The sequence below is a fragment of the Haloferax marinisediminis genome (genome assembly GCF_009674585.1).
GTDB classification, from domain to species: domain Archaea; phylum Halobacteriota; class Halobacteria; order Halobacteriales; family Haloferacaceae; genus Haloferax; species Haloferax marinisediminis.
The window spans coordinates 970,454-990,914 of record NZ_WKJP01000001.1; the positions used below are offsets into that span (position 1 = coordinate 970,454).

20 protein-coding genes are annotated in these 20,461 nt (G+C 62.5%); 12 read left to right on the forward strand and 8 right to left on the reverse strand.

Translation table 11 applies throughout. The annotated features are described in order from the left end of the window. Window positions 1–13 precede the first annotated feature (13 nt). Both GJR98_RS05000 and GJR98_RS05005 read left to right on the forward strand, forming a co-directional pair. The gene (locus GJR98_RS05000; protein ID WP_151136059.1) at window positions 14–547 is read left to right on the forward strand and encodes a hypothetical protein; all 534 of its coding nucleotides are present in this window, start codon (window positions 14–16) and stop codon (window positions 545–547) included. Between the two features lie 161 nt (window positions 548–708). Next, on the forward strand, window positions 709–1,182 hold the full coding sequence (locus GJR98_RS05005; protein ID WP_151136061.1) for a DUF5812 family protein: 474 nt from the start codon (window positions 709–711) through the stop codon (window positions 1,180–1,182). 18 nt (window positions 1,183–1,200) lie between these two features. Here the strand turns inward: GJR98_RS05005 and GJR98_RS05010 are convergent, their stop codons facing one another. Continuing rightward, complete coding sequence (locus GJR98_RS05010) at window positions 1,201–1,569, reverse strand: hypothetical protein (protein WP_151136063.1); 369 nt, start codon at window positions 1,567–1,569, stop codon at window positions 1,201–1,203. A gap of 131 nt (window positions 1,570–1,700) precedes the next feature. Here GJR98_RS05010 and secF point away from each other — a divergent pair, with 131 nt between their 5' ends. The 3 genes from secF (at window position 1,701) to GJR98_RS05025 (ending at window position 4,603) form a co-directional block, all read left to right on the forward strand. Beyond that, window positions 1,701–2,564 carry a protein translocase subunit SecF gene (gene secF, locus GJR98_RS05015; protein ID WP_151136065.1) on the forward strand — a complete coding sequence of 288 codons (864 nt, stop codon included), beginning with the start codon at window positions 1,701–1,703 and terminating at the stop codon, window positions 2,562–2,564. Further along, window positions 2,561–4,126: a preprotein translocase subunit SecD gene (secD, locus tag GJR98_RS05020; protein WP_151136067.1), complete on the forward strand. Its 1,566-nt coding sequence runs from the start codon at window positions 2,561–2,563 to the stop codon at window positions 4,124–4,126. Before secF ends, secD begins: the two co-directional genes overlap by 4 nt. A 237-nt stretch (window positions 4,127–4,363) precedes the next feature. Further along, window positions 4,364–4,603: a DUF7511 domain-containing protein gene (locus tag GJR98_RS05025; RefSeq protein ID WP_151139386.1), complete on the forward strand. Its 240-nt coding sequence runs from the start codon at window positions 4,364–4,366 to the stop codon at window positions 4,601–4,603. A gap of 59 nt (window positions 4,604–4,662) precedes the next feature. Here the strand turns inward: GJR98_RS05025 and rnhB are convergent, their stop codons facing one another. From rnhB to GJR98_RS05040, 3 genes are all read right to left on the reverse strand, one after another. Next, the gene (rnhB, locus tag GJR98_RS05030; protein ID WP_151136069.1) at window positions 4,663–5,310 is read right to left on the reverse strand and encodes a ribonuclease HII; all 648 of its coding nucleotides are present in this window, start codon (window positions 5,308–5,310) and stop codon (window positions 4,663–4,665) included. 71 nt (window positions 5,311–5,381) lie between these two features. Further along, window positions 5,382–6,401 (reverse strand): alpha/beta fold hydrolase, encoded by a 1,020-nt coding sequence (locus GJR98_RS05035; RefSeq protein ID WP_151136071.1) that lies wholly within the window; start codon window positions 6,399–6,401, stop codon window positions 5,382–5,384. A 104-nt stretch (window positions 6,402–6,505) separates the two neighbouring features. Continuing rightward, window positions 6,506–7,789, reverse strand: a complete 1,284-nt coding sequence (locus tag GJR98_RS05040) for a tRNA pseudouridine(54/55) synthase Pus10 (RefSeq protein WP_151136073.1) — start codon at window positions 7,787–7,789, stop codon at window positions 6,506–6,508. 180 nt (window positions 7,790–7,969) lie between these two features. Between GJR98_RS05040 and GJR98_RS05045 the strand changes: the two genes are divergently transcribed. Further along, window positions 7,970–8,965 carry a DMT family transporter gene (locus GJR98_RS05045; RefSeq protein WP_151136075.1) on the forward strand — a complete coding sequence of 332 codons (996 nt, stop codon included), beginning with the start codon at window positions 7,970–7,972 and terminating at the stop codon, window positions 8,963–8,965. Between the two features lie 246 nt (window positions 8,966–9,211). Here GJR98_RS05045 and GJR98_RS05050 read toward each other — a convergent pair whose 3' ends face one another. The 4 genes from GJR98_RS05050 to GJR98_RS17920 form a co-directional block, all read right to left on the reverse strand. Next, window positions 9,212–9,754 (reverse strand): DUF4112 domain-containing protein, encoded by a 543-nt coding sequence (locus GJR98_RS05050; protein ID WP_191965422.1) that lies wholly within the window; start codon window positions 9,752–9,754, stop codon window positions 9,212–9,214. Window positions 9,755–9,988: 234 nt separating this feature from the next. Beyond that, window positions 9,989–11,290, reverse strand: coding sequence for a malate synthase AceB (gene aceB / locus GJR98_RS05055; RefSeq protein ID WP_151136079.1), 1,302 nt, complete (start codon window positions 11,288–11,290; stop codon window positions 9,989–9,991). Between the two features lie 62 nt (window positions 11,291–11,352). After that, window positions 11,353–12,387 (reverse strand): isocitrate lyase, encoded by a 1,035-nt coding sequence (gene aceA, locus GJR98_RS05060; RefSeq protein ID WP_151136081.1) that lies wholly within the window; start codon window positions 12,385–12,387, stop codon window positions 11,353–11,355. Further along, window positions 12,384–12,632 carry a hypothetical protein gene (locus GJR98_RS17920; protein WP_151136083.1) on the reverse strand — a complete coding sequence of 83 codons (249 nt, stop codon included), beginning with the start codon at window positions 12,630–12,632 and terminating at the stop codon, window positions 12,384–12,386. Before GJR98_RS17920 ends, aceA begins: the two co-directional genes overlap by 4 nt. Before the next feature lie 317 nt (window positions 12,633–12,949). Here GJR98_RS17920 and GJR98_RS05070 point away from each other — a divergent pair, with 317 nt between their 5' ends. From GJR98_RS05070 to ggt, 6 genes are all read left to right on the forward strand, one after another. Further along, window positions 12,950–13,903, forward strand: coding sequence for an ABC transporter ATP-binding protein (locus GJR98_RS05070; protein WP_151136085.1), 954 nt, complete (start codon window positions 12,950–12,952; stop codon window positions 13,901–13,903). Next, window positions 13,900–14,667: an ABC transporter permease gene (locus GJR98_RS05075; protein ID WP_151136087.1), complete on the forward strand. Its 768-nt coding sequence runs from the start codon at window positions 13,900–13,902 to the stop codon at window positions 14,665–14,667. The genes GJR98_RS05070 and GJR98_RS05075 overlap by 4 nt, the downstream gene beginning before the upstream one ends. A gap of 326 nt (window positions 14,668–14,993) precedes the next feature. Then, window positions 14,994–15,701, forward strand: a complete 708-nt coding sequence (locus GJR98_RS05080; RefSeq protein WP_151136089.1) for a universal stress protein — start codon at window positions 14,994–14,996, stop codon at window positions 15,699–15,701. 31 nt (window positions 15,702–15,732) lie between these two features. Beyond that, a complete protein-coding gene (locus GJR98_RS05085) occupies window positions 15,733–17,916 on the forward strand; it encodes an amino acid permease (RefSeq protein WP_228717154.1) in 2,184 nt (727 codons plus the stop codon). Between the two features lie 589 nt (window positions 17,917–18,505). Next, window positions 18,506–18,682, forward strand: coding sequence for a hypothetical protein (locus GJR98_RS05090; RefSeq protein WP_154269703.1), 177 nt, complete (start codon window positions 18,506–18,508; stop codon window positions 18,680–18,682). A 146-nt stretch (window positions 18,683–18,828) separates the two neighbouring features. Further along, window positions 18,829–20,457 (forward strand): gamma-glutamyltransferase, encoded by a 1,629-nt coding sequence (gene ggt / locus GJR98_RS05095; RefSeq protein ID WP_151136093.1) that lies wholly within the window; start codon window positions 18,829–18,831, stop codon window positions 20,455–20,457. Window positions 20,458–20,461: the final 4 nt, after the last annotated feature.

A 20,461-nucleotide genomic window follows, 5' to 3' on the forward strand; every position in this document is an offset into this window, starting at 1 on the left:
TAATCGACGGCTAATGGCAGACGACTACGGCGGCGTCTTCGGGGCGTTCCCGTACGCGTTCCGGCACAGCGAGTCGTGGCTGTTCAAACTCTACGTCCTCGTCGGTGCCCTCGCGTCCGGTATCGTCTCGTTGTTCGTCATCTTCGGACTCGTGGTCCTCATCGGCGCGACCGCGGCCGTTCCCGGCGGGTCGCTCACCCTCTCGCGGTCGTTCTACGTCCTCGTGGGGCTGTTCATCGTCGCACCGCTCGTCGCACCCATCCTGTTCGTCGCACGACGACATCGGCGAACCGGGTCGGACCGCCGATACGACCTGAGTCTCGCGCTGATGGGATTCTTGTTCATGCTCTCGGTGTACGTCGGCCTCGTCATCTCGGTGCCGGCGAACCTGCAGACGCCGGCCGAACCGTTCACGCTCGGTCCCGTCACCGTCTCGGCGCTCGTCCCCGTCGTGCAACTCCTCTACGACCTCCCGCCGCTGTACGGTCTCGTCCCGCCGGTGGTGTGTGCGGCGGCGATTTACGGCGTGCACCGACTCCTTCGGTAATCTCGAACGGCCGCACCGACACGAAGTGTTGTGGCCCCGTCACCGTATTTGAACCCTCGCGTTGGTCTCCACGAAGGCAGCGACGGAGCTATGCGAACCATCGCCACCCGACGTCGAACGCGCCCGAAACGGGGAAAAGGCGCGACGGCATACACCGGGTGATGACCGAGTCCGAACGAACGGGAACGTTCCTCGTGACGGCCGCCGACGAACAGTCGGCAGTCCTTCGAGACGTCGAATCCGGGCAGGTACACACGCTCTCTTCGAACCCCGGCGTCTCCGAAGAAGAGGCCGTCCGTGGCACTGTCGCTCCCGACCCGCCGATGAACGTCTCGTGGCAACTCGTCGAAGTCGAGTCACGCTGGACCGTCTCGATAGAACGCTCGTCTGAGTCGCCGACGACGAACTCCCGAACCATCGCCAGCGAGAATCCCGAGGGACAACTCGTCACACAAGAGCGAGCAGGAATCGGCGAGATTCACATCCTGTCGGTGCCCGAAGACCTGACGGAACAGGCTGTCGAAGACATCCTCGACGACCGCGAAGGACTACTCTCGCGGGCGGCACGACTCGAAGTCAACCGCGTCGAGATTCGGTCCGGACCGGGCGTCGTCGCGGTTCGATACATGCCCTAATACAGGGTTCGTACCCGACTACGACTGTTTTCCCGTCGTCGAGGCGGGGCCATCCGCACTCTGAACACACCAGCCGCCGTGGACGCTCCCTTCTCGCTCCACGAACTCGATGTCCGTCTCGGCCGAGAGAGTCGTCGCATCCGCCGGTTCGACTGTTTCGACGCGGAGCGTCAGCGTGAGTGAGTCACCGCAACAGCCGACGTCGAGGAACTCGTCCCACTCGTCGTCGAGGGCGACCTCGTCGTGGACTCGCCGGATGTAGTTCACGAACCGGTCGGCCATCAACTGGTCGCGGCCCCACGCGCTCAGTTCGTCCGGGAAGGAGACGACGACGTTCGTTGCCACCGAGTCGGTCGCTGGTTCGGCTGGTGTCGATTCACTCGTCATACGTCACGATTGTCGGTCGACGCGTATGGGTTTATCGCGGGTTCGTCGCCACCGCGTCAAACCGTGCCCCTCGATACCGTAACCTACCACACATAAGAAGCCTTATTCCGAATCGCTCGGGACCGAAACCCATGGTCGAGTTTACGGTACCGGAGGTAGACTACACCCGGTACACGAATCGCCAACTCGCGGCCGTCCCCCTCGCGGTTCTCGCGGTGGCCTTGTTGGTCATCGGAGGGTGGTACGTCGCGACTGGTGCACCGGTAGACCCGGGCGTCGATTTCACCGGTGGCACCGAACTCCGTATCGCAACGGATGCCCCGCAAAGCGAAGTCAGCGCGGCCTTCGATACCTCTCCTGAGTCGATTCGCGCCGTCGCCGCAGACGGGACGTACGTGTTGACGTTCCAGTCCGGTAGCGCGACGACGACGGAACTCGAACAACAAGCCGAGGCCGCGGGCTACGAAGTCCGCTCTATCGACGCCGTGTCCGCGAACTTCGGCGCCGACACGCAACTGCTCGCCCTCGGTGGCGTCGCCGTCGCATTCGTCGGCATGAGTGTCCTCGTGTTCGCGATGTTCCGGACGTTCGTCCCCTCCATCGCCGTCGTCATCTCGGCGTTCTCCGACATCGTCATCCCGGTGGCGCTGATGAACATCCTCGGCATCGAACTGTCGCTCGGAACCGTCGCAGCACTGCTGATGCTCATCGGGTACTCCGTCGACTCGGACATCCTCCTGAACAACCACGTCCTCCGGCGCTCCGGTGACTTCTACGAGTCGACCTACCGCGCCATGCGCACTGGTGTGACCATGACGCTCACGTCCATCGCGGCGATGATCGTCATGACCATCACGGCGACGCTGTTCGGCATTCAACTGCTCGCAGCGATTGGGACCGTCCTCGTGTTCGGTCTCACCGCCGACCTGATGAACACCTACCTGCTCAACGTGTCGCTCCTTCGCTGGTGGAAGTACGAGGGGGTGGCCCGATGAGCACGCTCCGTGACAACTGGCGAGTTATCCTGCTCGTCATCGCCATCCTCGTCTCGACGTTCGCCCTGTTCTCACCGACTGTGGGGTCCCAACCCGCCATCGGTGAAGACGACAGTATGACCAACCTCAAGTTCGGCCTCCAACTCGACGGCGGGACGCGCATCCGCGCACCACTCGTCGGTGTCACGGCCGAAGACGTCGAGTTCAACGGTGACTCCGAGCGCGTGGTCGAACAACAGGTCGCCGCGCAGTTGCCCACCGCAGACGCCGCGGACATCATTGCCCGGCAGGGTGCCGAGGGCAACACGGTCGAAGCGACCATCGAAAACGTCACGACCGACGACTTGAGCACCGCGCTCGACGCCGCTGGGTACGCCCACGGAGAGGTGAGAGACGGCGTCACCGAGACGACCCGGACCGAGACGGTTCGCGTCCTCGAGTCGAAGATTAACGAGGCCGGTCTCTCCGGCGGGACGGTCCAGCAAGTGACGACGGCGACGGGTGAACACTTCATCCTCGTCGAGGTGCCGAACCGCGACCGACAGGACGTCATCGACCTCGTCGGGGAACGCGGAACCGTCCAAATCGACATCTACTACCCGACGACGCAGAACGGAACGCGAGTGTACGAGACGCAGGAAGCAGTCCTCTCGCAGGCCGACTTCACGTCTATCGGGACGGCACAGGAACCACAGACGGGCGGCGGTGCGTTCGTCCCCGTCTCGGTTCGTGACCAGCCCGCACAAGACTTCCAGGAAGCGGTCGTCGACACCGGCCTCGCCCAGCAGGGTGGGACGCGGTGTACCTACATGGACGACCCCAACACGACCGATGGCTGTCTACTCCTCGTCGTCAACGGTGAAGTCGTCAACTCCTTCGGAATGAGCCCTGGCCTCGCCGACGGCATGCGCTCCGGTGAGTGGGCCAACGCACCGAGCTTCCAACTGCAGACGCGCAACACGTCCGAAGCACAGGAGATTGCCATCAACCTCCGTGCCGGTGCGCTCCCTGCGAAACTCGACCTCTCGGGACAGGACGGCGGCACCTCGTCGTACATCTCCCCAAGTCAGGGTGAGAGCTTCAAGACGGACTCCCTCTTTACGGGTATCATCGCCGTCCTCGCCGTCGCTGGCGTCGTCTTCCTCCGCTACGGCAAACCGGAAGTCGCGCTGCCGATGATCGTGACGGGGCTCTCCGAGGTGTACGTCCTCCTCGGCTTCGCCGCGGCAATCGGCTACCCGCTCGACCTCTCGGTCATCGCCGGGTTCATCGCCGTCATCGGGACCGGTGTGGACGACCTCATCATCATCGCCGACGAGGTGATGGCCGAAGGCTCGGTCAAGTCGCGAAAGGTCTTCCAGTCGCGCTTCCGCCGTGCCTTCTGGATTATCGGCGCTGCCGCCGCGACGACCATCATCGCGATGAGCCCGCTCGCCATCCTCTCGCTCGGCGACCTGCAGGGCTTCGCCATCTTCACCATCCTCGGTGTCATCGTCGGTGTCCTCGTCACCCGCCCGGCCTACGGTGACATCCTCCGACTCCTCCTGACTGAGGACCGCTGACGCCGCGGTCACACCACCTACGTTTCGACTCGTTTCCACCGTCGTTCGCCCAGCGAGCGACGCACGCGGTCCCGTTCGAATCGGTTTGTCCCGGTTCTGGATGGGTAGCTGCTTCCGGTTATTTCCAACTCAGTATAACTTCCAGTAGAATAATATAGTTAGTTTCTAAACTATTGATTGAAGCGTTTTCTGAGAAGCCGTCGCCCGTCGGCAATTACGGTGCAACACACTCCACTCATGGAAGATACTCCACTTCGACACGACGACACGGACGCTGTACCGACGACGACGACGGAGGTCGAGGGACGACGGACATCCCAGACGACCGACCTGGAGTATATGGCAATCGTCGCGCCGTACGACGACGCACCGGACGAGTGCACCATCTTCCCCGCTGGCCTCTCCGAAGACGAACTGCTGACGACGTGGATTTCCGCACAAGAAGGCTCGTACGTCTCGCTCGACGAGATGGCGTAGACGACCACAGCCGCTCACTCCCACGCGGACGACGACTCCACGAACTGATTTTTCGCGTCTCAGAAGTCCCCGAGCGACGCCTGTTCGTGCGCGGCCAAGAGGTCGGCGCACGTCGACCACGACTTTCGGGCACAGTCCGGGAGAATCCCGTGTTCGCGGACGAACTCGCGTAAGAAGTCGCGGGTCGTCTGGTCGCTCGGATAGCCACTGCCGACTTCGCCGTACTCCTCGGCAATGTCGTCGACGCGCCGGTCACGTTCGACTTTTGCGACGATACTCGCCGCCCCGACGATTGCGTGTTCGTCGTCGGCACGGTGCTGCGCGTGAACCTCGACCGATACTCCGGCATCGGCGACTCCGTCGCGGACGCGTCGCCCGAATCGAGACTCGCTCACGTCGCCCGCGTCACAGACGAGTTCGTCGCCGTCGGTGGCGACTTCGGCGGCGGCTTCGACCTGCGCCCGGACCGTGAGCAGATTCATGTCTGTCTCGGGGTCGTCGATGGTCGAGGGTTCGATAAACGCGACGCCGACCGAGATGTCGTCTCGGTCTCGCAGTTCCGCAGCGAGTTCCTCACGGCGAGTGGGGGAGAGTCGTTTCGAGTCGGCGATTCCATCGGGCAGCGTCTCCGGGTCTGCCCGGACCGCTGCGGCGACCATCGGACCCAAGACGGGTCCCTTTCCGGCCTCGTCGACGCCGATTCGCATACGTGGTCGGGTCTTCGAGAGACGGATTCAAGATTGCGGTCTGCGATGGCCGCACAGCGAAGACTCCCTTCTTAGGATGTCATCGGTTCGCCCGACGCAGTGACCAATTCGGTGAACGCCTGAACCGCCTCACGGGCCCGCTCGTGACCGGAGCCAATCCAGACGAGGTGGTCGGCATCCAGACCGACGAGTTCGACGTTTGGCAACGCATCCACGACGAACTCCGCGTGGTCGAACGGGACAGACTCGTCGAACTTACCGTGGAGAACGAGAGTCGGGCACTCGATGGTCCCGTATGCGACGTTCGGTAACGCACGGAACAACCGTTCGTCGTTGAGTGTTCCGTCGATGCGTGCACTCACCGGGAGCATGGTCGGGACGAAGTCGAGGGACTGCTCCAGATACCGTGGGTTCGTTACGATGGATTCGACGTACGCGGCGAGTGCTGCTCCCTCCAGTGCCGAAACTTCGTCGTGGAGCATCGCGACGAGAGTATCGGGTGCAAACCGACCGAGTGCGACGAACAGACCGGAGCGAACGTCGAGTACCGGCGTGGAGGTGAGAAGTGGGTCGACGAATGGATTGTCGATGTCGAACAGTCGCTCGTCGAGGTCGTTGGTGACGGCCGACACGAGAACGACTCCTGACACTCGGTCGGGATAGTCGGCTGCGAGTTGGAGTGCGGTCGGCCCCCCACCCGAGAGACCCACGACGAGTGCCTGCTCTACGTCGAGTTCGTCGAGCAACGCCACGAGCAGTGCCGCCTGGTCCTCGAACGACTCATTACCGTCGAGTGGTGTCCGCAGATACCCCGGGCGCGAGGGTGCGATGAGTTCGACGTCGCTCCCGAAGAGTTCGGACCCGAGGTGTAGGCCTTGGTCGTACCCGCCCGGGTCGCCGTGGAGGACGAGCACCGGATAGCCCGACCCCCGTCGCGCGACTTCGACGACACCTCGGTCGGTCGTGAGGAGGTCGCTGCCCGCCGCGAGGTCCGCGAGTCGCTTCCGCTTCCAGCGCGCGAGTGCGATGCCCGCTGCACCGAGGAGGAGGCCCACACCCGCAGCGGCCATTCGCGTCACGGTTCGATTCATGGCAATCTAGAGAGACGTTGCGTCCCGACCTAACCCTACTTCTCGGTGACAAGATAGTCCGAGAAGTCGACTCGAAACGCCGCGGTCGGAGCCGTGGGTGGCGCTCAGTCTTTGAAGAATTCGTCGTCCTCGAACGGTTCGTCTTCGCCTTCGACCGCAATCACGTCGAGCGCAGTGACGACTGCGCCGGTGTCGAGGAGTCCAGCGAGACTCGGGTTCGTCCGGCCTTCGTCACCGGAGACGAGTTCTTTGATGTAGAGTCCGCCTTCGCCGTGAATCTCGACAGTCCCATGGCGGGCGTCTTCGAGTTCGCCGGTGGCGTCGTAGACGTGTCGCGTCCGCGTGAGACTCGCCCGGCGGTGGTCGACGCGGTGCGGCGTGTACTGCTCGATGGTCGCACCGGTGAGTTCTTCCAGTGCGGCCTGCAAGTCCTCGCCCGCCACGTCGTCGTCGAACTCGACGGCCGCGCGGTACTGCTTGCTCGCGTCGAGTTTCTTCACGCGCTCGACCATGTCGTAGGTAGCGAGACGAAGTCCCTCGACTTCGATTGCGCCCTCGGCCATCGCGTTCACGTCGCCTTCGAGTTGTTCCACGTCGACGTTTCGGCGACGGGGTTCCATGATTTCGACCACGAACGGCCGGCCCGTCCCGAGCATCAGGGCGTCGACGTCTTCGCGGCCTGCACCGTGGAACTTCGCCTCGACGCCGTCCATCACGTCCATCACGATGGGTGCGACGAAGCCTTCGACGCTGTGTTCGTAGAGATAGCCAGACCCACCACAGTAGTCACAGGGCTCTTTGCCTTTGTATCCGGAGCCGTCGCAGTCGCGGCAGGGCCACTCGGTCTGCGGGATGTCGCGTTCGAGTTTGCGGTAGCGACCGTAGACGAACGCCGAGTTGAGTTGTGTCTCGACGATGTCTCGCTCGATGTCGAGGAGGAACTGCACGTCCGGGCGCGTGAAGTCGACCTCGGTGCCGGTGAGGCGGCCGACGCGCTTGCCGACTTCGCGGTTGAACTCGGATTTGAACAGTTCGCCGGCGTCTTCGGGCAGGCCAGCGCCTTCGCGGAGCAGTATCTCGTTCTCTTCGACGAGTGGTGGCGCGCGAGTTCCGACCTGATACGTCTCGACTTCGACGTCGTCGATGGATGCGGCACAGCGCTCGGCCCACTCGTCGAAGCGTGCACACTCCCCTTCGCAAACCCAGCAGGCCTCGGTCTCGACGGGTTCGTACGGTTCGTCTTCGTCGAGTGCGGCGGCGATTCGGAGCGACTTGCCTCGTTCGGCGTTCGTCAACCCGAAACTCCGTTCGGCGAAGGCCCGGCCGAGACAGGCGTCGCAGACAGGCCCGCTCTCGGCGAGTGCGCGGGCGTCTTCGAGGATACTCATACTCGGGTTCTCTCGGGGCGCGCGTAACTACCTTACTTTGTTCGAACGCCCACGACGATACATCCGCTTGTTGAGGTGTTCGTCAACACATGTCGAGGGACGTGCTACCCTGCATCCGAGAAATTTGATGTACGGGGGCGTGGTAGCCGGTTCAACACCTGGGCCCAAGGTCGATATCACGTGTCTATCGGAACGCAAACACATCGAAACCTCGCACTGTTCGCTACCCTCGCAGTTCTCTGGGGAACCTCGTTCATGGCTATCGAAGTCGGACTGGAGGTGCTTCCGCCGGCACTCTTCGCTGCACTTCGGTACGACGTGGCCGGCGCTGTCCTCTTCATCTACGGTCTGCTCGCCGCCGAAGACTGGCGTCCACGCGGCCGCGACGAATGGGTCGTCGTCGGCATCGGCGGCACGCTCCTCATCGGGGCACACTTCGCGCTGCTCTTTTCGGGCCAGCGGTACGTCACGAGCGGCGTCGCGGCCATCGTTCTCAGCACCTCTCCGATTCTCACGCCCCTGTTCGCGTGGTCGATGCTTCCCGACGAGCGACTCGATGCCGGCGGATTCGTCGGCGTCTTCTTAGGTCTCGTCGGGACCGTCGTCATCGCCCTCTCGTCGGGGTCGGTCGGCGGTCAGCTCGCCGGTGTCGTCTTACTCTTTCTCGCGGCCGTGAGTTGGGCCTTCGGTACCGTTCTCGTCAAACGGCTCCCCGGAAACCCACCTGTTGTCCCGATGCAGTCGTGGATGATGCTCCTCGGGGCGGGACTGCTCCACGTCGTCAGTCCCGTCCTCGGCGAACCGGGACTGACGACCGTCGCGTGGTCGCCACTCGTCGTCGCCGCGTTGCTCTTCCTCGCCGTCCTCTGCAGCGCCGCCGGGTTCATCATCTACTTCGTCCTCCTGGACCGCATCGGTGCCATCGAAATCAACCTCGTGAGCTACGCCGTGCCCATCGTCGCCGCGCTCAGTGGATGGGCGTTCCTCGGTGAGCAGATTGGGTCTGCGACGGTCGCTGGCTTCGTCTTCATCCTCTCCGGCTTCGCGCTGATGAAGCGGCGGGCGCTCGCACCGTTCGTGTACGGGCTCTGTGTCCGTACCGGCGTCGTCGCGCTCCGACTGGTCGGTGACCACGACCCCGCTTCGACTCACGACTCCGCGCCTGCGGACGACTGAACGCTCTCTTTCGTTCGTCGCCGGCCGCGGACTGCACCGAACTGGCCGCGGCTTCGTATAAAATAGTTCGCCGACGATGCTGTTCGGTTACTCGGTGGTCGTCGTAGCTGTCTCGTTAGCGGGCGTCGTCGTCGTCTCCTCCGCAGGAACCTCGTTGGTGGCGAGAACCGATTCGGTACCAGCGCGCCCGACGCAGATACGTTTGATAGCTCCTGAAAACACAGTCTCGAACGTGGTCGTTGCCCCTTAGAAGAGGCCAAACTGACTGAGTAGCCACAGCGCACCGAGCGTGACGGCGATACCGAGTCCGACCAAGAGGACCGTGATGATGGCGACAGCGGCGAGGACGAGACGCCGGTCTGCCTCGACACCTTCGTTCGACAACTCGCCGAAGCGGTCTTCGAGGAGCCGGACGTTCCGTGCGTTCGCCTTCCACGCGACGTCGAACACGTCGCCGACGACGGGGAGCGACCCGAAGACGGTGTCGACGATGACGTTGCCAAACATTCTCGCGAGTGTCGCACGGGGGGCGCCGAGCATCGCCGCTTCGACGAGGATGTACGCCGACAGTGCCGACGCAGTCGTATCTCCGACGCCCGGGATGAGACCGAGAATCGGGTCGAGGCCGATGCGGTAGTTCGTCCCCGGAATCTCGATGGCGTTGTCGAGGTAGTGACTCACGGTGCGGAGTCGCTCCAGCGTCTCTTCGGGGATACGGTCGTCGAAGTCGACCACTGCATCGGGCTCGTACGAGCGCTTCCCCGAGTACTGTAGCGTCGAATCGTTCACACCCGACGTATCGCGTCGCGCAGACTTGAGCGTGGCGTCGAAGCACGCCACACGTCGGGAATACGGAGTATCGGGTCGACAATACGCCGTATCGTAGTCGAAAGTACGGAAAAAACGAACGGCACATCGCCCCCACGGTATCAGGCGAGTGTGCCGAATAGAACGACAATCAGGACTGTGCCGCCGTCAGTGATAGTCGACCAACTGCGGCGGCCTCGGGTGCCGACCCCGTGCTTAGAGACCGACCTCCATCGCGCGTTCGACGACGCCTGCGCCGTAGCGTTCGTTCAGTTCGTCGTGCTGGTCCGGACGGTTCTCGTAGACGTCTTGGAACAGGCTGATGGGCGTCATCGCGGCCTGATAGGTCGCTTCGTCCCACATCCGGTCGGTGGAGATGTCGAATTCGGTTCCGCCGATGCGGAGTGTCGCAGACCGCTCCATAGCGATGGCTCCACGTCCGGCCTCCTTGGCAGCCTCGAACTCCTCCATGGAGTCGACGATGTCGTCCATGCTCGGGACGTACGAAGTCAGTTTGAGGAGTTCTTCGTGCAGTTCGTCCTCGTCGAGCGTTCGGGTGTCGTTACCGACGCGGAGTTCGTATCCACCATCGGTTTCTTCGAGCGACACACGGTCACCGTCGTACACTTCCACGCCGTCTTCGGAGTCGAGCTCGACCTGTTCACCGTCGACGTCGAGGAGCCAACTGCCGGTCTTCGGCGGGAGCGGCGACTGGTTCGCTTCGACGACCTGTCCGGGCGTCAGCGACCAGATGCCGAGCATCCCCTTCGCCTGATTTTCCGTCATCCGCTCGTGGTAGCCTTCCACGTCGCGGATGTCGTCGTACGGACCGTCGATTGCGATACACCCGTTCGCGCTGGCACCGCGGGAGGTGTTGTGGCGCAGTTCGGGCCACGAGGGAAGCTCACCGGTCGGCGTCATCGCGCGCATGTCCTTCGTGTAGTCCACTTCTCCGTCGACGAAGAGGAACAACCGTTCGAGGTTGTTCGTGGCTTTGCCCATCTCGTCGCGGAGTTTCCCCATCGCGAGTTCGGACTCCCCGCTCTCGATGATGACGGACATGGCGAGACTCCCCTCTTCGAGACCGCACTCGTTCTCGATAATCGTGAAGAACTCGTCGGCCTTCTTCCAGTCGTCGATGTCGCCGACTTCGGGGATGACGAACCCGTCGATGTGTTCGATTGCGCCGGTGTCCGAACTCGCAATCTCTAGCATGTGCTGGAAGCCCTGATACCGCGTCGCGGGGCTGTCACGGTGCCAGACCATCCGCGGGTGAATCTCGCCGGGGAACTCCGCACCGTGTTCGGAGACGACTTCGATGATGTTCTCGACACCTTCGTCGCGCATCGAGGGGGCCGTCGCGTCTTCGTTGTCCGGGACCCACACGTCAGGGGCCTGCATCCCCCGAAGTTGGGCCGCTCGTCGAATCATCTTCGCGGAGTCTTCTTCGCCTTCGATGGCCGTCGGCGAGGTGAAGAACGTTCGGACGAACTCTCTTTCGTGTCTTCGTTCAGTCATATATGGGTATTACAATGATTATGTGTTAACAATTGCTCTGGCAGAAATACTGAGGGGAACCTCTAGTCGTCGTTCGAGGTGATGGGGTCAGCCTGGTCTTCGCTGAACCCAGCGGACTCCTCGATGCGACGGCGGGCCTCGGGGTCGAACTGCGTCTCGATATCTTGGAAGCGCGAGACGAACGAGAGCTCGTGGTGGCTCTCGGTCGGGTGGCCGAGGTAGCGCTGTTCGAGGTCGAACTGTCCCTCTTCGTCCTGTTCGGCGAGTTTCTTGAAGTCCTCGTAGACGGCGTGTGCGCCCGAGTGGAGGCCGAACAGCGTGATGAAGATGTACTTGTAGCCGAGGTCACCCAGCTCCTGGAACGTGAGTGGGTCTTCTTCTTGGGACCACGCGAACGACGACGAGTAGTTGAAGGCGAGCTTCAGGTCGGGATGGGTCTCGTGAATCGTCTCGGCGTAGTTGACAGCGTCCTCTCGGCTCGGGTTGGGCATCTCCGGCCAGACGAGGTCGACACCTGCGTCGGCGTAGATGCGGCCGCGTTCGAGGTGTTCGTCCCAGTCGCCGTTGGACGAGCCGTAGGCGTCGGTACGGGCGATGATGACCGTATCCTCCGACTGCTTTGCGTCGACGGCAGCCTCGAAGCGTGACCGGGCTTTCTCGCGGGAGACGATTTGCTTGCCGGCGATGTGGCCACACCGCTTCGGCGAGGTCTGGTCTTCGATGTGAACCGCGGCGACACCGGCCTTCTCGTACTCGCGGACGGCACGGCGCACGTTGTGGATACCACCGTATCCCGTGTCACAGTCGGCGATGATTGGGAGGTTCGTCGCCTCGACCATTCGCTTGGCGTTTTCGACCATTTCGGTCATCGTCACCATCTCGAGATCCGGGAAGCCGAACTGGCCGAGAACCGTCGAGTAGCCGGACATGTACGCGGCGTCGTGGCCGGTCATCTCGGCGAGACGGGCGTCCAGTGCGTGGTACATGCCGGGGGCGAACACGAAGTCTTGCGTGTTCAGCATCTCCCGGAGTTCGCGGGCTTTCGGGTTGTCGATATCGCGGGTAAAGACGTCGCTGTCGAGTTCGGTCGGGTTCATTGGGTGTCGGTAGGAGTCGTGGTCTGCATCGTTCGCTCGATGCGGTTCAGTTGGCTGCGGAGCGCGGCGAGTTCACGCCGGATGTTCGTCATGTCGTCTTCCTCGCCGGGCTGCTGGATGAAGGGGACGAGCGGCGCGTCCATGTTCTCCTCGTTGTTTGGGTAGCGCCGCGTTGGCCGGGGAGGGCGAGTAGTCGTCGAGCGGGTCGTCGTGGTAGTGCGAGTCGTGTTGGTTCGGTTTGTCATTGGTTACGTTGGGGGTGTGGGTGGTCGATAGCGGTCGAAGCGGGCGATGGTCGATTTGTGATGTACTGCGACGGATACTGCGGATACTGCCATTGTGCGTTACCTCACTCGGTTCGACTCGAGAGCGATATTAAAAGTTAATCATTTATAATGATAATATTCGTTAATGACTTATTTCGGTACACACAGATACTAGGTCCTTATTTGCCATGCCAAACCATACCAAACACACAGCAGGTCAGCCGTGTCACGTGGTTTCACGGCCTTCCGCGTACGGCACGCTTAATCGCGTCCACGCCCGACGACGCACCAAGTGAATGGCATCTGCGATTGAGATACGAGACTTGACGAAGTCGTACGGTGACGTGAAGGCACTCGACGGTGTCGACCTCGACGTACCGGAAGGCTCGTTTTTCGGACTATTGGGCCCCAACGGTGCTGGAAAAACGACGTTTATCAACATCCTCGTCGGCCTCGTCCGCAAATCCGGCGGGACGGCGAACGTCTTCGGCTACGACGTCGAAGACGACTACCGCGAGGCCCGCGACCTGATTGGGTTGGCCCCGCAGGAGTTCAACGTCGACAAATTCTTTCCTATCATCGAAATTTTACAGACGAAAGCCGGCTATCACGGCGTTCCACGGGACGAAGCGCGAGAACGTGCCGAAGAGGTGCTCAAGCGCGTCGGCATCTACGACAAACGCGACACTCGCTTCGATTGGCTCTCAGGCGGGATGAAGCGCCGATTCATGCTCGCACGGGCGCTCATCACCGACCCCGACCTCCTCATCCTCGACGAACCGACCGCCGGTGTCGACGTGCAACTCCGTCACGAACTGTGGGAGACCATCATCGACCTCAACGACAAGGGAACGACGATTCTCCTCACTACCCACTACATCGAGGAAGCAGAACGTCTCTGTGACGAGGTGGCGATTCTCGACTCCGGTCGCATCATCGAAGTCGCCAGTCCCGAGGAACTGATGGACCGCGGCACCGACGACATCGTCGTCCAACTGCGCGACGCGCCGGCTGCTGTCCCCGACTTCGCGGCGACAGACGACCGAGTCGAATCCGTCGAACTCGACGGCACTCGTCTCGTCATCACTGCCCAACAGGGCGGCCTCGTCGCCCCCGACGTGGTGCAAGCCCTCGACGAGGCGGGTCACGAACTCGTCGACCTCGAAATCTCGCGCACGTCGCTCGAAGAGGTGTTCGTCGAGATGACCAGACAGGGCGAAGGCCGTGCGACGATGGAGGTCGACCAATGAACTACAATCTGACGGGGTTTTACGCCCTGCTGCGGCGTGAAGTCCTCCGCTTCGTCCGTCGTCCTCGGAACACGTTCGCACCGCCGTTCATCACGAACGTGCTGTACTTCTCGGTGTTCGGTGTCATCCTCGGCGAGCGTATCGACCAGATTGCGGGCGTCCCCTACATCCTCTTCATCCTCCCGGGACTCATCGTTCTCGGCGCCGTCTCGAACGCCTTCGAGAACGCTTCCTTTACTATCTTCCACGGGCGCTGGAACCGCTACATCGAAGAGGCGCTCACGTCGCCGCTGTCGTACTCGTCGATGGTCGGCGCGTACATCTTCGCCAGCGCGACGCGTGGGCTCGTCGTCGGTGTCCTCATCGCTCTCATCGGGTTGTTCTTTACTGCCGTCGGCGTCGCCAGACCGTTCTACCTCGTCGCGTTCATGCTCGTCATCACGCTGTTGTTCGCTGCCATCGGCGTGGTCGGCGGCCTCTGGGCAGAAGACTGGGACGACCTGACGATGATGAACCAGTTCATCCTCCGACCGCTCGTCTTCTTCGGCGGTGTCTTCTACTCACTGAACGAGATTCCCGAACTGTTCCGGCAGGCCTCGCTCCTCAACCCGATGATATACATGGTCAACGGCGTCCGCTACGGGTTCCTCGGCGTCACGGAAGTCGACCCGAACCTCTCGCTCGGTATCCTCTCGGCGCTCACGCTCGTCATCGTCGGCGTCGACGTCGCACTCTTCCGGCGTGGGTACGGTCTGACCCACTGACAGACTGACCGACTGACCGACTGACCGGCTGATTTCGGCGCGTTTCGGCCCTCTCTGTCTTCATCTATTCTGTTGGCTCTGTTGGACCGCTCGGTGCCTGATACGAGCGGCGTGCAAGATACAGAGGGTGTAGACAGCACCCCAACTGAGTTCGTTTCAGTGATGAGAGACCGGGATGTACGGGGACAGCCCCTCGACGATGACCTAGGTCTACCGTTCGACGATTCGGACCGTCACTCGCCGGAACGTGGTTGACTCCGGTGTTCGGAGACACCTGCAAACCCCGCGAAGGATTGAAACGGCCCGGGAGGAATGGTTGAGACATCATGACACACATCGGCGAGTTGAGGATTCTCGTCCCGGTCGATGTCTCGGGGATGGAGTCGCCACCCCTCGACGTCCTCGACCATCTCGGCGCTGTCGAGGTGGTTTTACTTGGGTACTTCCCAGTGCCAGACCAGGCCGAACCGGCACTGCTCAGGGACCAGTACGGTCCCAAGGCCACCGACCGCCTGGACGCAGTCGCCGACGAGCACGGTGACCCCGACGAGGTGCTCGTCTTCACGCACGACCGCGAGGCCACCATCGACCGCATCGCAGACGAGTACGACTGCGACGCGGTGCTGACGGCTGGTCGTTCGACGGTCGTCGACCGCGTCCTCGTCCCTCTCCGCGGAGACGTGAACCTCGACCGGATTCTCGCGGTCGTCGCCGACCTGCTGCTCGCGGGCAACGAGACCGCCACCCTGTTCCACTCGGTCGCAGAGGACGCCGACCCAACCCAGGGAGAATTACTCCTCATGGGTGCCGTCGACCGCCTCGTCGAGTACGGGGTCGACCGCGACAGGGTCGACTGGCGGCTTTCGGAGGGCGGTGACCCACAGACTGACATCGTCGAACTTGGAGCGGAGTACGACCTCGTCGTCCTTGGCGAGACCGAGCCATCGCTCCGCGAGCGCATCATCGGGGACGTCCTCTCAGCAATCGTCGACGCACTCGAGGTCCCGGCGCTCATCGTGAGGGATGTCGAGTGAACCGACACGCCACGAGACGGAGAAGGGACAGATGAGCGCCGAAGGGAGCGAACTCGAGCGGACGCTCGGATTCGTCGAGGCGATGACGCTCGGTGGGGGGACGATGATCGGTGCGGGAATATTCATCCTTCCGGGCATCGCTGCTGAAACCGCTGGCCCCGCGAGTTCGGTCTCCTACGCTATCGCTGGCTTCGTCGCGCTACTCGCGGCGCTTTCACTTTCCGAGCTGGCGACTGGAATGCCCATCGCAGGCGGGAGCTATCACTACGTCAACCGAGCGCTCGGCGGACTCTTCGGAGCCATCGTCGGGTGGGGGATGTGGACGGGGCTGATGTTCGCGAGCGCGTTCTACATGATCGGCTTTGGCCAGTACCTCGTCGAACCGATTCCGTTCCTCGACGGACGGGTCTTCATCGTCGGCCTCGGGCTCGTCGGGCTCGTCCTCCTTCTCGGGGTCAACTACTACGGAACCGAGGAATCGAGCGCCTTCCAGAACGTCACCATCGGGGTCGAAACGGCCATCATCCTCGTCTTCGTCGCGGTCGGCGTGTTCTTCATCGACCCCGGGAACCTGGAGCCCTTCGCCCCGTTCGGTCCAGGTGGTGTCGTCGCCACGACCGGTATCGTCTTCATCTCGTTCCTCGGCTTCGAAATCATCGCCACCGTCGCGGGTGAGATCAAGAATCCCGGTCGAATCATCCCGCTGTCGATGATTCTCTCGGTGGTGCTGGTGACCATCCTCTACGTCCTCGTCATGCTCGTCAGCACTGGCGTGATTCCCTTCGAGTCGCTCGGAGACTCGCCTATCCCGGTTTCGGACGTGGCCGTCACCTACCTCGGTCCGGCGGGTGTCGTCGCAATCGTCTTCGCCGCCATCATCGCGGCGATATCGAGTTCGAACTCTTCGATACTCGCAGCCTCACGGGTCATCTACGCCATGGGCAGAGACGGGGTCGTGACCGACTGGTTCAACGTGAGCCACCCTCGGTTCTACACGCCCCATCGAGCCATCGCGGCCACTGGCGGCCTGACGGCGGTGTTGATTCTCGTCGGCCTCGAAGTGGAGACGATCATCGCGCTGCTCGCAGAGGCAGCGAGTTTCAGCTTCCTCGTCGCGTACTCGCTCGTCCACGTCTCGCTCGTCGTCTTCCGGCGAGCCGACCCGGACGGCTACGACCCCTCCTTTGCGCTCCCGCGACCCCTCTACCCGGCCGTCCCGATACTGGGGGTGGTGCTGTCGCTCCTCGTCGTCTCGCAGATGGCGACTGTCGTCGTCGTCATCGGGTCGGGCATCGTCGCCTTCGGGGTCGTCTGGTACGCGACTTACACACGGGGGCGCGTTGTGAGCGAAGGGCTCCTCAGCGAAGCGATTCGGGGGAGGCCAGCCGAACCGTTCCGCGTGGTCGTGCCGGTGTCGAACCCGGCGACACAGCGTGGGCTCCTCCGTCTGGCAGCGGCCAGCGCGCATGCCAACGAAGACCGGGGGACGCCCGAACTCGTCGCGGTCAACGTCACGCCGGTCGCACACCCCTCACCGCTTCAGAACGTCGAGGCCGACCGCTTCGAGCATCAGCGCGACCTTCTCAACAACGCTCACGACATCGCAGCCGAGATGGACGTCACCCTCCGGACCAGGACAGTTGTCGCCGCTGACGTTGGAGAGGCGATACTCGACGTGCTCGAAGAGGAGGCCGCCGACGAGGTCATCCTCGGCTGGGACGGGACGCTCGGCCGTGACGGCCATGTCTTCGGTGCAACGGTCGACCCGGTGGTTCGGAGCGCTCGCTGTGATGTCTCACTCGTCAACCTCAGAAACGAGACCGTCGGAACGCCGGTGGCGCTCGTCGCCCCTGGACACAACGCGCCGGTCGTTGCACACCAAGCAGCCGAATTTGCGACCGTCGACGGGACCGTCCCGACCCTGCTGAACGTTCAGTCTCCCCGAGGGAGGAACGACTCGAACGCCAAGGAACGGGGGCGGTCCGTCGTCGTCGACGCCGCCGAGGCAGCGGGACTCGCCCCTGACGAGTACGACATCGAGGTCGTCGTCGCCGACGATATCGGTCGGGCCATCGTCGAAGCGACCAGTCAGTACGACACCGTCTGCGTGGGTCTCTCGGGGCGGACCGAGGGGTCCCGAATACCCTTCGGAACAGTCACCGAACGAGTCGTGCACGACGTCCCGAGTAACGTCGCCCTGATACGCGGCTCGTGAGCGGCCCCGACGGTCCTCTACCCGCTCTCACCGGTCGCTCGTTGAAGAAGGGTGTGGCCGCGCTCCCAATCGGGTGAAGACTCTGCCGAACGTCTCAATAGATGACAAGGTCGGCGTGCAATAGACAGAGGATTTAGTCAGCATGGCCTCGAAGAACTGGTTATCAATTGGGGTCAATTGAGTTGCCACCCCAGATTTCTCACGGTTCCATCTCCTACAGGGTACGGTGAACTCGAAAGTCCGACTGTCCTAATACAACTGTCCACCATTTGGGTACTTGTCTAAAAGGTGTGGAAATTCCCCACCACCATGGAGAATTTCCTACCTCACGTCCAAAACCGAGCGGGCATCTCGGTTAGACAAGACGCCGGTGTTTATTGTCAGAGGCACCCCGGCGTCTACAAACCAACGACGTACTGGGGTATAAGCAGGTGTGTTCACTACGGGCGTGACAACAGGACGTGTTTGCCCCTCACCGAAATAGGTCCTGAGAGTATCGGGATTCGCTTCTTCGCGTGAGCGAGGACCCTCTGAGGATGTTCACTCACACCGAGAGCGAGATTTATACCCAATATTCCACATTCGGGACGTGGACGTTATTGTTGAAACCGTCCACGGTCGCCAGCGTGAAATCGAAGACGCGGTGTCTGTCGAAGAATCAGGCATCCGTGATGATGTGACCGAAGAACAGGTAATTCGAGTTACTCTTGAAGACGGGTTAATTCGCGATTTTGAGCAAGGGGGAATTGTAAGTGCAAAGCTCTGAGTACGCGCCCTGCATTTAGCACGACCCCAATAAACTATCAGTGTACTAAGAATCCAACAGCGCTGTTTTCTCTGTATCCTCCTGTCGCCACCGTCACCAGTTCCGAGAGGCGAAAGGCTATGCGATGTGTTTGCGAAGCACACTCCATGCCCGAACCCGCTCCCGACCTCGATCGATTTACCTCCCGACGGTCGACCGTCTACGCCCCGAACGGCGTCGTCGCAACGAGTCAACCACTGGCCGCACAGGCGGGCGTGGAGATTCTCTCCACTGGCGGCAACGCCTTCGATGCGGCCGTCGCAGCGGCGGCCGCGCTGAACGTCGTCGAACCGACGTCGACAGGCCTCGGTGGCGACGTCTTCGCCTGCTACAGGACGGCCGACGGCGAGGTGGGTGCAATGCGCAGTTGTGGCGGCGCTCCCGCCGAGGCGACGCGAGACACGGTTCGCAAAGCAGTTGCTGCGGAGGAGAACGTCGCGGCAGACGACGTGACGATGCCGGAGACGGGTGCCCACACCGTCACCGTTCCCGGAACAGCCCGTGGGTGGGAAGCGACGCTCGACCGCTTTGGCGCGAAATCGCTGGCTGACGTGCTCCAACCGGCGATTCACTACGCGACGGCGGGCTATCCCGTCACGGAAGTCGTCGCGGCGCAGTGGCAACACGGCGAAGACCTATTCGAATCTGACCACGCCCGCGACGCCTACTTGTTCGACGGTGCTGCACCGACCGTCGGCCAGACGGTCACGCTCCCGAAACTCGGTCGAACCCTCGAACGAGTTGCCGACGAGGGTGCGGACGTCATCTACGAGGGAGACATCGCTGCGGCCATCGCCGACGAAGTTCAGGCGAACGGTGGGTTTCTCACGACCGACGACCTCGCGGCCTTCGAACCCGAGTTCGTGGACCCAGTCTCGACCACCTACAAGGGCGTCGAAGTGTACGAACTCCCGCCGAACAATCAAGGACTCATCGCACTCGAAGCGCTGAACGTCGCGGACGAAGTCGATGCGGGCGACCACCCGTTTGGGTCGGCTGAGTCTGTCCACCGCTTCGCCGAGGCGATGAAAGTCGCGTTCCACGACGGACACCGCTACATCACCGACCCCGACTACGAGGAGATTCCGCCGCTCGCCTCCCGTGAGTGGGCGGCGAAACGAGCCGCCGAAATCGGGACCGAAGCGAACCACGACGTGACGTTCGGCGTTCCCGACGCCCACGCGGAAGACGCCGACACCGTCCTCTGCTGTGTCGCCGACGCCGCCGGCAACGTCGTCTCGTTCATCAACTCTCGGTTCGCCGGATTCGGGTCAGGGCTGGTCGCAGGCGACACGGGAATTGCCCTACAGAATCGCGGTGCATCCTTCTCGCTGGACGCTGACCACCCGAACCGATTGGAACCCGGAAAACGCCCGTTCCACACGCTCATCCCGGGACTCCTCGAATTCGGTTCGGACGACTGGGCGGCCTTCGGAGTGATGGGCGGCTACATGCAACCGCAGGGCCACGTGCAGGTTGTCTCGAACATCGTCGACTACGACCTCCCAGCACAGGCCGCGCTCGATGCCCCTCGGTGGCGCTACCGCGAAGATGGGACGCTCGCGGTCGAAGACCGACTCGCCGGGTCGATTGGCGCGAAACTGGCCCAGAAAGGCCACGACGTTCGAGTGCTCCCGGCGGCGATGTTCGGTGGCGCCCAATTCGCCCGCTGGGACGACGGAACACTCTCGGGGGCGACCGAACCGCGAAAAGACGGGCAGGTGGCAGGCTATTGAGGTC